Below are 12,319 nucleotides of genomic sequence, written 5' to 3'. Positions count from 1 at the left end.
TTGCGTTCCTCTTGATCCGCCGCGGAATTCACGGTCACCCTCCGTGCATCGGCGGGCCTTCCGGAAACGCAATCACCCAGATTTTGAACGCGAATTACGTGAACATGACGGACGACTCAGGGTCACCGATATGACGCTGCTCACGTGCCGTTTTCACAGCTTCCCTAATTCCAGAGCGAGTTGGAATGAAAGCTATGGAAGCTGCCAATTCGGACAGAAAGCTCAGATGCGACGCAGCCGTAGAACTGCCGCATCCAGATCGCCCCGCAATCCCACCCGCAGACCGTGATGCAGCAATACGGCACCTCTGTAAATTTCGCCCGTTTCGCGGCATTCGTACGCGGCGGTGGGGTCGAGGCCGCGCAGCCGCAGCGCCGGAACGGGTTCGCCGTACCGCTGCGACTGGAGCCAGGCCAGGACGACGGTCTCGTCCCCGAGGACGTACTGCACGGCGCTCAGGCCGTCACCCTGCGGCGCCCGCAGCCGGTACTGGTCGCCGCGCTGCACGAGCGGCCGGATGTCCTTGTAGAGCTCCACCCACTCGCGGGCCTCTGCGAGCTCCTCCTCGGTCCACTCCGCGAGGTCACCGCCGACGCCGAGCACCCCCGCCATGGCGCTGACGAACCGGAAGCGCAGCGAGCTGACCCGCCCGTTGAGCTGGGTGTTGGGGCTGTCGGTGACCCAGGCCGCCATCACGCGCGCGGGGTGGATCTGACTGAAGCCGTGCTGGATGGCGAGCCGGTCGAGGGGGTCGGTGTTGTCGGAGGTCCACACCTGGTCCGTGCGGCTCATCACGCCGAGGTCGATCCGGCCGCCACCGCCCGAGCAGGACTCGAAGGCGACACCGGGGTGAGCGGCCCGCAGCCGGTCCAACAGGGCGTAGAAGGCGTGCACATGGTCGACCCACAGCCGCTGCGGATAGGCCTCGCCGGGCCAGCCCGCGTCGGTGAAGCAGCGGTTGAAGTCCCACTTCACGTAGTCGATCGGGGCGCTGGACAGCAGGGCGTCGAGCTGCCCCCACAGGTACTCCTGGACGTCCTCGCGCGCGAGGTTGAGGACGAGCTGATTGCGCAGTTCCGTCCGCTTTCGTCCCGGCTGGAACTGCACCCAGTCGGGGTGGGCCCGATAAAGGTCGCTGTCCGGGTTGACCATCTCGGGCTCGACCCAGATGCCGAACTGCATGCCGAGCCCGTGCACGTAGTCGGCGAGGGGCTTCAGGCCGCCCGGGAAGCGGTCGGGGTTGACCGTCCAGTCGCCGAGTCCGGCGCGGTCGCTGGTGCGGGTGCCGAACCAGCCGTCGTCGACGACGAACAGCTCGACGCCGATGGCCGCGGCCCGCCGCGCGAGGCTCCCCTGCTGCTCCTCGGAGATGTCGAACGCGGTGGCCTCCCAGGAGTTGAACAGCACCGGCCGGTCCTGGTCGGCGTCCGGGATGACGTACGTCCGCTGGTAGGCGTGCCACGCGCGGCTGGCGCCGCCGAAGCCGCCGTCGCTCCACAGCCCGGCGAAGACGGGGGTCGTGAACGACTCTCCCGCCCCCAGGCTCAGCAGCCCCGACTCGTCGTACCCGGCGCCGCCGGTGATCTGCACGCGCGCGTCGGGGAGTTGGGCCACCGCGATCCGCCAGGAGCCCGACCAGCCGAGCGCGCAGGCGTAGACCTCGCCGCGCTCCTCGCCGGCGTCGGTGTCGAGGGCGACCCAGGGCAGGTGCTGGTGGCTGGTGTGGCCGCGGCGGCTGCCGATGACCTTCTCACCGTAGGTGAGGGGGGCGCGCACGAGCCGGGACTCGGCGGCCCAGCGGCCGTGCAGCTGGGAGAGCCGCCAGTCCTCGCGGTCGGGCAGCGTCCAGGTGGCGGAGTCGGCGCGCAGCAGCTCCAGGGCGTCCTCGCCCTGGTTCTCCAGGGTGGTCCAGCGCTCCACCACGTCGCCGCGCATCCGGTAGTGCAGCGTGACGACGAGACCGCCGTCCCGGAACCGCAGCCGCAGCTCGTCGGCGTCGGCATCGGTCTCGTACGCCTCGAAGCTCCACTCGGTGCCGCGGCGCTCGTCGGTGCGCACCGAAAGGGCGGGCCGGACGAAGCGGGGCCCGCCCTCGACCGGATACTCCTCGCGTCCGTCGAGCGGGGACTCGAAGGCCCAGTAGTCGGGCAGCGGACGGATCGCGAGCGCCTCGGCGTCGGCCAGGGCGATGGTGGGGCCCCAGTGCAGATGCAGCAGCTCGTCGCCCTCGGTGAGGTGGACGGCATAGCTGCTGGCGGGCCCGGTCAGGAGCCAGGTGCGGCCGTTGGGGGCGATCTCCAGCATGGAACCTCACAGATACGAACAGGGGCGAACAGTGGTACTCAAGTATCAACATCATCGAGGCCTGAGGTGCCCGGATGCAACGCCTGTGGACAACTCATTGCCCCAGGAACCTATGTCGTATCGTCAAGAGCGTGCCCGTCGGCGAGCCGCGGCGACGGGGCCGGCTGGGAGGAGCCCCCGTGACGCAGCAGATCCCGTCGACCGAGCCCGAGCTGGCCGGAGTGCGCAACTTCCGTGATGTGGGCGGTCTGCCGACCGAGGACGGCCGGCGGGTGCGGTACGGAGTGCTGTTCCGCAGCGGCCATCTCGCGCACGCGACCGACGAGGACGCCGCGTTCCTGGACTCCCTGGGGCTGCACACGATCTTCGACTTCCGCAACGCCTCGGACCAGAAGCTGGAGGGTCCGGACGTCGAGCTGGCGGGGGTGCGCAATGTGAACCTGCCGCTGAGCGACCCTGCGGACGGCGCGGAGTTCTGGAAGATGGTCCGGGACGGCGAGATCGAGCAGCTGCGCGAGATCCTCGGCGGCAGCAAGGGGGCGGACCGGATGATCGCCTCGTACCGGAAGATCGTGAAGGAGCGCACCGCCGAGCATGCGCGCGTGCTGCACTCCCTCGCCGAGGACAGCGTCCCGGCGCTGATGCACTGCGCGGCCGGCAAGGACCGCGCGGGCCTGTCGATAGCGGTGACCCTGCTGGCGCTCGGGGTGGAGCGGGAGGCGATCATCGCCGACTACCTGGAGTCCAACGCCAAGCACCGCCGCTACAAGGTGCACCGCAGCAGCAGCTCGGCCGCCGCCTACTCCCCCGAGGTCATGGAGCTGCTCGCGCCGCTCTTCGACGCGCGCGCGGAGTATCTGGAAGCCGCCTTCGAGACCATCGAGGAGACCTGGGGCGGCGTCGATGCCTACCTGGAGCAGGGACTCGGCATCACGCCGCAGATCCGGGAGCGGCTGCGCGAGCGCCTGCTCGACTGACGGCCCACTGCACAGGCTTACTGCCCGGCGCCCACCTCGAAGAGCAGGTAGACGAAGGCCGCGAACACATGGCCGACGGCGATGTAGATGATCAGCCGCACCCACAGGGCTCGCGGGAACTTCTCCTCCATGTCGGTCATGGTGTCTCTCCAGGGGTCGGGCCCAGGCACAGGGTGGCCGTGGGGCTCTGCAGCAGGGTGTGGACGAAGAGCAGCTCGGTCCCGTCGGGGTCCTGGGCCGCGATGCGGTGCGGGGTGAGCGAGTCGAAGTGCGCGCTGTCGCCGGGGCCGAGCCGGTGCGTGGTGTCCCCGAGCCGCAGCCGAAGGCGGCCGCGCAGCACGTAGAGCCACTCCTCGCCGGGATGGACGCGCACGATGTCGCCCTGTGAGCCGTACGGCACCTGCACCCGCAGGGCCTGCATGCCGCGTCCGGCCGCCCCGGCCTGCCAGTAGGTCCAGCCTCCGGCGGCGGTCGGTTCCATGTCGGCGGCGCGCACCACGGCGTCCCGTTCGGCGACCGTCTCGCCGAGCAGTTCGGAGACCGTCGTACCGTAGACACGGGCGAGCGCGAGCAGCATCGGCAGCGAGGGCTGGCGCTGCCCGGTCTCCAGCCGGGAGAGATGCGCGGGCGAGAGCCCGGCACTGCGGGCGGCGGCCTCCAGCGTGAGGGAGGCGCGGCGGCGCAGCGCCCGCAGCTGCGGCGCGACGGCGGGCAGGGTGTCGGCAGGCGCGACGTCGGCCGGGCCCGGCTCGGATTCCGGAGAGCTCATGCTCTCCATTCAGCCCCAGGCTTGCCTCTGCGGCAAATTTCTTGCCTCAGAGGCAAAAGCCTCCTGGCGGGCGGCTACCGGTTGGCCACCGCCTGCTTCACCAGCGTCTTGCCGAAGTCCCACATCAGCCCGCCCCCGCCGTGAGCGTCGTCCATGATCTCCGTGAAGGCGTCGACGAAGCGGTCCACCTCCCGCTCCCCCACCGTCAGCGGCGGAATCAGCTTGATCACCTCCAGGTGATCGCCGGACACCTGCGTCAGAATCCGGTGCCGCTGGAGCAGCGGTACGACGACCATCTGGGCGAACAGCCCCTTGCGCGCGGCCTGGAGCATGGTCCAACGGCTGCGCAGCGCCAGCGACTTGGGCCGCCCGAACTCGATGCCGACCATCAGACCCCGGCCGCGCACGTCGGCGAGCAGCTCGTACTTGTCGACGAGCGCCCCGAGCCGGGACTTCAGCAGCTCACCCGTCGCCCGGGCGCCCGCGACGATCTGCTCGTTCTCCATGACGGACAGCACCGCCAGGCCGGCCGCCATGGCCTGCGCGTTGGACCCGAAGCTCGCCGAGTGGACCAGGACGCGGTCGATCGACGAGTAGACCTTCTTGAAGATCCAGTCCTTGCCGAGCGTGGCGCCCACGGGCACGTACCCGCCGGACAGCGCCTTCGCCACGCACACCAGGTCGGGTTCGACGCCGTCCTCGTGCTGGTAGGCGTAGAAGTCGCCGGTGCGCCCGAGCCCGGTCTGCACCTCGTCCGCGATGAGCAGCGCCTTGTGCTTGTGCAGCAGTTCCTGGGCGGCCCGCAGATAGCCGGGCGGGGCCTCGTGGACGCCCTTGCCCTGGATCGGCTCGACGATCAGGGCGGCGACGTCGCCCTTCTTCAACTCCCTGGCCAGGGCGTCGAGATCACCGAGGGGTACGGCGGTGTCGGGCAGCAGCGGGGCGAAGCCGTCCCGGAAGCCGTCCTCGCCGTTGACCGACAGCGAGCCCGTGGTGAGGCCGTGGAAGGCGTGCTCGCAGTACAGGACGCGGGGCTTGCCGGTGGCGCGGCGGGCGAACTTCAGCGCGGTCTCGACCGCCTCGGTGCCGCTGTTGCCGAAGAACACCCGGTCCAGGTGCGGGCTGTGGGCGAGCAGTTTCTCCGCCAGCAGCCCGGGCAGCGGCTGGCAGTCGAAGCGGGTGAGGTCGGCGAGGCCGGCGTCGAGGACGTCGTGCAGCGCCTTGCGGACGACGGGGTGATGGCGCCCCAGGCCCATCACCCCGAACCCGGCGAGCATGTCCAGGTAGTCGTTGCCGTCCGCGTCCCAGAAGTAGGCGCCCTCGGCCCGCTCGTAGACCTTGTCGAAGCCGATGGTGTGCAGCATGCGCGGGAGCTGGTGGTTGAGGTACTTGGTGTGCAGCTCGTAGCGCTCGGCTCCGCGCTCGGCGAGGAGTCTGCCGAGGTCGAACTCGGTGGTCATTCAGCCTTCTCCTTCATGGGGCCGTCGGCTTGCTCCTCGACGGCCAGCGTCTGCTCGGCCTCCTTGACGGCGAGGCTCGCGCTGATCTGCCCGGCGATCTCGACCGGCGTGAGCCCGATGTCGGCGAGCACCTCGCCGCGCTTGGCATGCGCGAGGAACTGCTCCGGGATGCCGAACCGCCGTACGGGTACGTCGACTTCGGCGTCCCCCAGGGCCAGCGCGACCGCGGCGCCGACACCCGCCGCCCGGCTGTTGTCCTCGACGACCGCGACCAGCCGGTGCCCGGCGGCCAGGCCGGGCAGCGCCGCGTCGACCGGCTTGACCCAACGAGGGTCCACCACCGTGCAGTTGATGCCCCGCGCCGCCAGCAGCTCGGCGGCCTGAAGGCAGACGGGCGCCATGACACCGACGGCCACCATGAGCACCTCGGGCCGTTCCCCTCGGCGCAGCACGTCCATGCCGCCCACCCGGTCCACCGCCGGGATCGACGGTCCGACCGACTCCTTCGGGAACCGCACCAGCGTCGGCGCGTCGTCCACCGCGACGGCCTCCCGGAGCTGCGCCCGCAACTGGTCGGCGTCGCGGGGCGCGGCAATCCTGAGGCCGGGGACGACCTGGAGGATCGACATGTCCCACATGCCGTTGTGGGAGGCGCCGTCGACGCCCGTGACCCCGGCCCGGTCCAGGACGAAGGTGACTCCGCAGCGGTGCAGGGCGACGTCCATCAGCAACTGGTCGAAAGCGCGGTTCAGGAAGGTGGCGTACACGGCGACGACGGGATGCAGCCCGCCGGTCGCGAGCCCGGCCGCCGACACGGCCGCGTGCTGCTCGGCGATGCCGACGTCCCACACCCGGTCCGGGAAGCGTTCGGCGAACTTGCCGAGCCCCACCGGGTGCAGCATGGCCGCCGTGATCGCCACGACGTCCGCGCGCTCCTGGCCGATCCTGACGATCTCGTCGCCGAACACCGAGGTCCAGGAAGGCCCGTTGGACGGTGCGAGGGGCTCGCAGGTGAGCGGGTCCATCACACCGACGGTGTGGAAGTGGTCCTCCTCGTGGGCGAGGGCGGGTTCGTAGCCGCGCCCCTTCTCGGTGAGGCAGTGGATGAGGACGGGCCCGTGGAAGCGTTTCGCCCGCCGCAGCGCCGACTCGACGGCCCCGATGTCGTGTCCGTCGATGGGGCCGACGTACTTCAGACCGAGGTCCTCGAAGAGCCCCTGCGGCGCGAAGGCGTCCTTGAAGCCCTTCTTCGCCCCGTGCAGCGCCTCGTACACCGTCATGCCGATGACCGGGGTGCGCTGGAGCACGTCCTTGCCCCAGGCCAGCACCTTCTCGTAGCTGTCGGTCGTGCGCAGGGTGGCCAGGTGGTTGGCGAGGCCGCCGATGGTCGGCGCGTAGGAGCGCTCGTTGTCGTTGACGACGATGATCAGCGGCCGGTCCTTGGCGGCCGCGATGTTGTTCAGCGCCTCCCAGGCCATGCCGCCGGTGAGCGCGCCGTCGCCGATGACCGCGACCACGTGCCCCTTCTCGCCCTGCACCTGGCGGGCCTTGGCGAGGCCGTCGGCCCAGCCGAGCGCGGTGGAGGCGTGGCTGTTCTCGACGATGTCGTGCTCGGACTCCTCGCGCGAGGGGTAGCCGGACAGACCGCCCTTGCCGCGCAGCTTGGAGAAGTCCTGACGCCCCGTCAGGATCTTGTGGACGTAGCTCTGATGGCCGGTGTCCCACACGATGCGGTCGACGGGCGACTCGAAGACCCGGTGGAGCGCGATGGAGAGTTCCACCACCCCCAGGTTGGGCCCGAGGTGTCCGCCGGTCCTGGCGACCGAGTGCACCAGGAACTCTCTGATCTCTTCGGACAGTTCACCGAGTTCCGTCTCGGACAGCGCCTTCAGGTCGCGTGGTCCCCGGATGTTCTCCAGCATGGTCACGCTCGGGCCCCCTTCGGTCCGTGCTGTTCAGCTCACGGTGACGGCCGGCTCCCCCGACGCGACGCCGTCCTGCTCCATCTGTTCGGCGATCTTCATCGCTTCCTCGATGAGGGTCTCCACGATCTTCGACTCGGGGACAGTCTTGACGACCTCGCCCTTCACGAAGATCTGCCCCTTGCCGTTGCCGGAGGCGACCCCGAGGTCGGCCTCCCGCGCCTCTCCGGGGCCGTTGACCACACAACCCATCACGGCCACCCGCAAGGGCACTTCCATGCCCTCCAGGCCCGCCGTGACCTCGTCGGCCAGCTTGTAGACATCGACCTGGGCACGCCCGCAGGACGGGCACGACACGATCTCCAGCCGCCGTTGCCTGAGGCCCAGGGACTCCAGGATCTGGATGCCGACCTTGACCTCCTCGGCGGGCGGCGCGGACAGCGACACCCGGATGGTGTCGCCGATCCCCCGCGACAGCAGCGCCCCGAAGGCGACGGCCGACTTGATCGTCCCCTGGAAGGCGGGACCGGCCTCGGTGACGCCGAGGTGCAGCGGGTAGTCGCACTGCTCGGCGAGCAGTTGGTAGGCCCGCACCATCACCACGGGGTCGTTGTGCTTCACCGAGATCTTGATGTCCCGGAACCCGTGCTCCTCGAACAACGACGCCTCCCACAGCGCCGATTCGACCAGCGCCTCGGGCGTCGCCCTGCCGTGCTTCTGGAGCAACCGCCGGTCCAGCGAACCGGCGTTGACCCCGATCCGGATCGGCGTGCCGTGATCGCGAGCGGCCCGCGCGATCTCCTTCACCTTGTCGTCGAACTGCTTGATGTTCCCGGGATTGACGCGTACGGCCGCACAGCCGGCCTCGATCGCCGCGAACACGTACTTGGGCTGGAAGTGGATGTCCGCGATCACCGGGATCTGTGACTTGCGGGCGATGGTGGCCAGCGCGTCCGCGTCGTCCTGCGTGGGGCAGGCGACGCGGACGATCTGACAGCCGGACGCGGTGAGTTCGGCGATCTGCTGGAGGGTGGCGCCGATGTCGGAGGTGCGGGTCGTCGTCATCGACTGCACCGACACCGGGGCCCCGCCCCCGACCGCCACCGGCCCGACCTGGATCTGCCGCGACACCCGTCGCTCGGCGATCGGCCGGACCGGCAGCTCGGGGACGCCGAGCGAGACGGCGGTCATGACCTCACTCCCGGTTCCCGGAGACCGTCTCGCGCATCGCGCGCAGCGACTCCTTGAGCGAGCCCATGGTGGCGAGGACGGCGGTGGGCTCGTAGCCGCAGTGCGCCATGCAGTTGGCGCAGCGCGGGTCCTTGCCGCGGCCGTACTTGTCCCAGTCGGTCTCCTCGATGAGTTCGCGGTACGTCGGGACGTACCCGTCGCTCATCAGGTAGCAGGGGCGCTGCCAGCCGAACAGGGAGTAGTTCGGGATCGCCCAGGCGGTGCACGGGAAGTCGACCTTGCCCTCCAGGAAGTCCAGGAAGAGCGGGGAGTGGTTGAGCCGCCACTTGCGCCGGTTGCCGCCCGCGAAGGCCTTCTTGAACAGCTCACGGGTCTGCTCCACGCCCAGGAAGTGCTCCTGGTCGGGAGCCTTCTCGTAGGCGTAGGCGGGCGAGATCATCATCTCGTCGACCTTGAGGTCGTCGTTGAGGAAGTTGAGCACCTCGATGATGGTCTGCGGGGTGTCGGTGTTGAAGAAGGTCGAGTTGGTGGTGACCCGGAAGCCGCGCTTCTTGGCCTCCTTGATCGCCTCCACCGCCTCGTCGAACACGCCCTCCTTGGCCACCGACTCGTCGTGCCGCTCGCGCAGCCCGTCGATGTGCACGGCGAAGGCGAAGTAGGGCGAGGGCGTGAACTTGTCCATCTTCTTGCGCAGCAGCATGGCGTTGGTGCAGAGGAAGACGTACTTCTTCTTCGCCACCAACTGCCGCACGATCTCGTCGATCTGAGGGTGCATCAGCGGCTCACCGCCGGCGATGGACACCATCGGCGCACCGGACTCGAGCACCGCCCCGACGGCCTGCGCCACCGGCATGCGCTGCTTGAGCACGCCCGCCGGATGCTGGATCTTGCCGCAGCCCTCGCACTTCAGGTTGCACGCGAAGAGAGGTTCCAGCTCCACGATCAGCGGGAACTTGTCCCGCTTGCGGAGCTTCTGTTCGGCCAAGTATGTAGCGACCTTGATGGACTGACGCAGCGGCATGGCCATCTGGCTCACCTCCTGGGGAGCAGCAAGGAACGGTGCCATTCATAGAAAGCGGGAAGGACGGAACGAAGGACGCGGAAAGCCGATATTCCACCGCGCACCGTGCCGATCCGGACGAGTTCATGTTCTGGAGCGTCCACGACCACCCGGACGGCCGCAACGGGGCGTGGGCCCGTGCGTACGGCGCTGTGGAGCGTGGCCGCGGACTCCATGTCGACGGCGATCGCGCCGGTCGCGAGCAGATCGGAGCGTTCATGGCCGCGTACGACGTGATCGGAGCCGGTGAGGGGTCCGGTGTGGACGGTGCGTCCGGGCAGGGCCCGCACCAGCTCCTTGACGAGTAGGTCGGTCCCCACGCACGGAACGGTTCCCGCCGCATCCCGGGTCTCGTCGGCGACGACGAGGTCGCCCGGGTGCATGCCGGGCGCGAGCCCGGCGCAGAAGCCGGTGGCGAGCACGGCGGCGTCGGCGAGTGCCGGCTCCGCGAGGGCCCGGGTGACGGCCCGCTGGGCCGCCTTGGGGCCCATGCCCGTGCGGAGCACGGTGACGGGTCCGTCGGCGCCGCCCCGGTCGCCGCTGCGCAGGGCCAGGTGCTCGATGCCGAGCGCGCAGGCGATCAGCAGCGGGGCCGGGGCGGGCGGGGTGCTCATCTCATGCCTCCCCCGCCTGGGAGAACGGTTCTCCGTGGACGTAGCGGCCGAGTGCGGTGAGCGGGAAGACCTGCCGGTAGAGGTGGTAGTTGATGGAGAAGTCCCAGGGGAAGCCGGTCCCGGTGAAGTAGGGCTCGTCCCAGGAGCCGTCCTCGCGCTGGGTGGCGGCGAGCCACTCGACGCCCCGCTCGACGGCCTTGGAGTCCTTCTCGCCGGCGGCCAGCAGGGCCATCAGCGCCCAGGCCGTCTGGGAGGCGGTGGAGGCGCCGCGGCCGCCCCACTCCTTGGAGTCCTGGTAGGAGCGCAGGTCCTCGCCCCAGCCGCCGTCGTCGTTCTGGACGGACTCCAGCCAGGTCACGGCCCGGCGGATCGCCGGGTGCGCGGCGGGGATGCCGGCGGCGACCAGGGCGGGGACGACCGACCCGGTCCCGTAGATGTAGTTGACGCCCCAGCGTCCGAACCACGAGCCGTTCGGCTCCTGTTCGGCGAGCAGCCACTCGATGCCGCGCCGGGTGCGCGGGTCGTGGGCGAGTCCCTCGACGGCCAGCATCTCCACCACATGGGCGGTGACGTCGGCGGACGGCGGGTCGATGACCTCGCCGAAGTCGCAGAACGGCAGCCGGTTGGGGAAGGGGCTGGTGTTGTCGACGTCGAAGGCGCCCCAGGCCCCGTTCTTGGACTGCATGCCGAGGTTCCAGCGCACCCCGCGCCCGATGGCGTTCTCCAGCCGCTCCGGGTCGTGGTGGCGCACCCGGCGCAGCGCGAGGACGACCTCGGCGGTGTCGTCGATGTCGGGGTAGTTGTCGTTGTGGAACTCGAACGCCCAGCCGCCCGGCGGCAGTTGGGGACGCTTCACGGACCAGTCGCCGGGTCGGACGATCTCCTCGCCCAGCATCCAGTCCGCCGCCTTGACGAGCTGCGGATGATCGGGGGCCACACCGGCGTCGACGAGGGCGATGGTCGCGAGGCAGGTGTCCCACACCGGTGACTGACAGGCCTCGATCATCCGGGCCCCGTCCTCGCGCCAGACGGCGAAGCGGTCCAGGGACGCCAGCCCCTCGCGCATCACGGGGTGTTCGAGGTCGTAGCCGAGCAGGTGCAGGGCGATGACCGAGTACACGGCCGGCGGCTGGATGCCGCCCCAGCAGCCGTCGTTCTCCTGCCGCTCGATGATCCAGCGGGCGGCGGAGTTCATGGCCGCCCTCCGCAGTCTGCGCGGCGCGACCTTGCGCAGCTGGTGCAGCGCCTTGTCCAGCCGCTGGAAGGCGCCGTCCCAACTCGCCACCGGGGCAAGCGGCTTGGCCGGGTTGGGGTTGTCCGGGTCGGTGTGCAGCTCGTCCAGCGCGAAGGGCGCGGGCCGCACCGGCCGCTTGGCGGAGACGATCGTCAGCGGGACGATGGTCTGCCGGGCCCAGCAGCCGAAGTCGTAGATGTTGAGCGGCATCCACTTCGGGAAGTAGATGAGCTCGGGCGGGAGTTCGGGCAGGTCCTCCCACTTCCACCAGCCGAACAGGGCGAGCCAGATCCGGGTGAAGACCCGCGCCGAGGCGATGCCGCCCCGCTCCCGGATCCACGCCGCCGCCTTCGCCATGTGCGGCGCGTCGGGGGTGTCCCCGGCCAGCCGCAGGGCGACGTACGCCTCGATGGTGGTGGAGAGTTCGCCGGGTCCGCCGTAGAAGGAGGCCCAGGTGCCGTCCTCGCGCTGCTCGCCGCGGATGAAGAGGCCGGCGGCGCGGGTGGTCGACTCGTCGCGGATGCCCAGGAACTGACGGAGCAGCAGATCCTCGGCGTCCATCGTGACGTTGGTCTCGAGGTCGCCCTTCCACCAGCCTTCGGCGTCCTGCCGCGCCAGCAGATGGTCGGTGGCGCGCCGGACGGCCGACGCGGCGGCTTCGCGCACCCCGGCCGCCACGGGGGTGTTGATGTCGGTGTCGCTGGCCGCGGCAGCGCGGGGCGGCAGTGCCCCGGTGCTTCCGTCGGTCGTCGCTGTCATGGCTTCCCCTTCGTGCAGTGTGCAAGTGG

At 70.1% G+C, this 12,319-nt stretch carries 10 protein-coding genes; 1 reads left to right on the top strand and 9 read right to left on the bottom strand.

Annotation, left to right across the window (positions count from 1 at the left end; genetic code table 11):
- Nucleotides 1-222 precede the first annotated feature (222 nt).
- A complete protein-coding gene (locus CRP56_RS35700; RefSeq protein WP_097271123.1) occupies nucleotides 223-2,304 on the bottom strand; it encodes an alpha-galactosidase in 2,082 nt (693 codons plus the stop codon).
- 179 nt (nucleotides 2,305-2,483) lie between these two features.
- Between CRP56_RS35700 and CRP56_RS35695 the strand changes: the two genes are divergently transcribed.
- Nucleotides 2,484-3,281: a tyrosine-protein phosphatase gene (locus CRP56_RS35695; RefSeq protein ID WP_097271121.1), complete on the top strand. Its 798-nt coding sequence runs from the start codon at nucleotides 2,484-2,486 to the stop codon at nucleotides 3,279-3,281.
- Nucleotides 3,282-3,298: 17 nt separating this feature from the next.
- On the opposite strand, the gene CRP56_RS35690 is transcribed toward CRP56_RS35695, so the two are convergent.
- The 8 genes from CRP56_RS35690 to shc form a co-directional block, all read right to left on the bottom strand.
- The gene (locus tag CRP56_RS35690) at nucleotides 3,299-3,421 is read right to left on the bottom strand and encodes a DUF6126 family protein (RefSeq protein ID WP_097271119.1); all 123 of its coding nucleotides are present in this window, start codon (nucleotides 3,419-3,421) and stop codon (nucleotides 3,299-3,301) included.
- Complete coding sequence (locus CRP56_RS35685) at nucleotides 3,418-4,050, bottom strand: helix-turn-helix domain-containing protein (protein WP_097271117.1); 633 nt, start codon at nucleotides 4,048-4,050, stop codon at nucleotides 3,418-3,420. Before CRP56_RS35685 ends, CRP56_RS35690 begins: the two co-directional genes overlap by 4 nt.
- 74 nt (nucleotides 4,051-4,124) lie before the next feature.
- Nucleotides 4,125-5,510 carry an aspartate aminotransferase family protein gene (locus CRP56_RS35680; protein ID WP_097271115.1) on the bottom strand — a complete coding sequence of 462 codons (1,386 nt, stop codon included), beginning with the start codon at nucleotides 5,508-5,510 and terminating at the stop codon, nucleotides 4,125-4,127.
- Entirely contained in the window at nucleotides 5,507-7,438 is a 1,932-nt protein-coding gene (gene dxs / locus CRP56_RS35675) for a 1-deoxy-D-xylulose-5-phosphate synthase (RefSeq protein WP_097271113.1), read from the bottom strand. The genes CRP56_RS35680 and dxs overlap by 4 nt, the downstream gene beginning before the upstream one ends.
- Nucleotides 7,439-7,465: 27 nt before the next feature.
- Nucleotides 7,466-8,623: a flavodoxin-dependent (E)-4-hydroxy-3-methylbut-2-enyl-diphosphate synthase gene (gene ispG / locus CRP56_RS35670; protein WP_097271111.1), complete on the bottom strand. Its 1,158-nt coding sequence runs from the start codon at nucleotides 8,621-8,623 to the stop codon at nucleotides 7,466-7,468.
- Nucleotides 8,624-8,627: 4 nt separating this feature from the next.
- The gene (hpnH, locus tag CRP56_RS35665) at nucleotides 8,628-9,650 is read right to left on the bottom strand and encodes an adenosyl-hopene transferase HpnH (RefSeq protein ID WP_059194988.1); all 1,023 of its coding nucleotides are present in this window, start codon (nucleotides 9,648-9,650) and stop codon (nucleotides 8,628-8,630) included.
- 5 nt (nucleotides 9,651-9,655) lie between these two features.
- The gene (locus tag CRP56_RS35660; protein ID WP_097271109.1) at nucleotides 9,656-10,297 is read right to left on the bottom strand and encodes a phosphorylase family protein; all 642 of its coding nucleotides are present in this window, start codon (nucleotides 10,295-10,297) and stop codon (nucleotides 9,656-9,658) included.
- 1 nt (nucleotide 10,298) lies between these two features.
- Complete coding sequence (shc, locus tag CRP56_RS35655) at nucleotides 10,299-12,290, bottom strand: squalene--hopene cyclase (RefSeq protein ID WP_097271107.1); 1,992 nt, start codon at nucleotides 12,288-12,290, stop codon at nucleotides 10,299-10,301.
- Nucleotides 12,291-12,319 lie beyond the last annotated feature (29 nt).

It is taken from the genome of Streptomyces sp. TLI_55, assembly GCF_900206255.1.
In the GTDB taxonomy this organism is placed as follows: domain Bacteria; phylum Actinomycetota; class Actinomycetes; order Streptomycetales; family Streptomycetaceae; genus Streptomyces; species Streptomyces aquilus.
Note: the sequence above shows the minus strand (reverse complement) of the source record. Positions and strands in the feature narration are given on the sequence as shown.

Excerpts from the sequence above, each read along its gene's own strand:
- CRP56_RS35700 (WP_097271123.1), bottom strand. The coding sequence starts at position 2,304 with ATGCTGGAGATCGCCCCCAACGGCCGCACCTGGCTCCTGACCGGGCCC.
- CRP56_RS35690 (WP_097271119.1), bottom strand. The coding sequence starts at position 3,421 with ATGACCGACATGGAGGAGAAGTTCCCGCGAGCCCTGTGGGTGCGGCTG.
- CRP56_RS35685 (WP_097271117.1), bottom strand. The coding sequence starts at position 4,050 with ATGAGCTCTCCGGAATCCGAGCCGGGCCCGGCCGACGTCGCGCCTGCC.
- CRP56_RS35680 (WP_097271115.1), bottom strand. The coding sequence starts at position 5,510 with ATGACCACCGAGTTCGACCTCGGCAGACTCCTCGCCGAGCGCGGAGCC.
- ispG (WP_097271111.1), bottom strand. The coding sequence starts at position 8,623 with ATGACCGCCGTCTCGCTCGGCGTCCCCGAGCTGCCGGTCCGGCCGATC.
- hpnH (WP_059194988.1), bottom strand. The coding sequence starts at position 9,650 with ATGGCCATGCCGCTGCGTCAGTCCATCAAGGTCGCTACATACTTGGCC.
- CRP56_RS35660 (WP_097271109.1), bottom strand. The coding sequence starts at position 10,297 with ATGAGCACCCCGCCCGCCCCGGCCCCGCTGCTGATCGCCTGCGCGCTC.
- shc (WP_097271107.1), bottom strand. The coding sequence starts at position 12,290 with ATGACAGCGACGACCGACGGAAGCACCGGGGCACTGCCGCCCCGCGCT.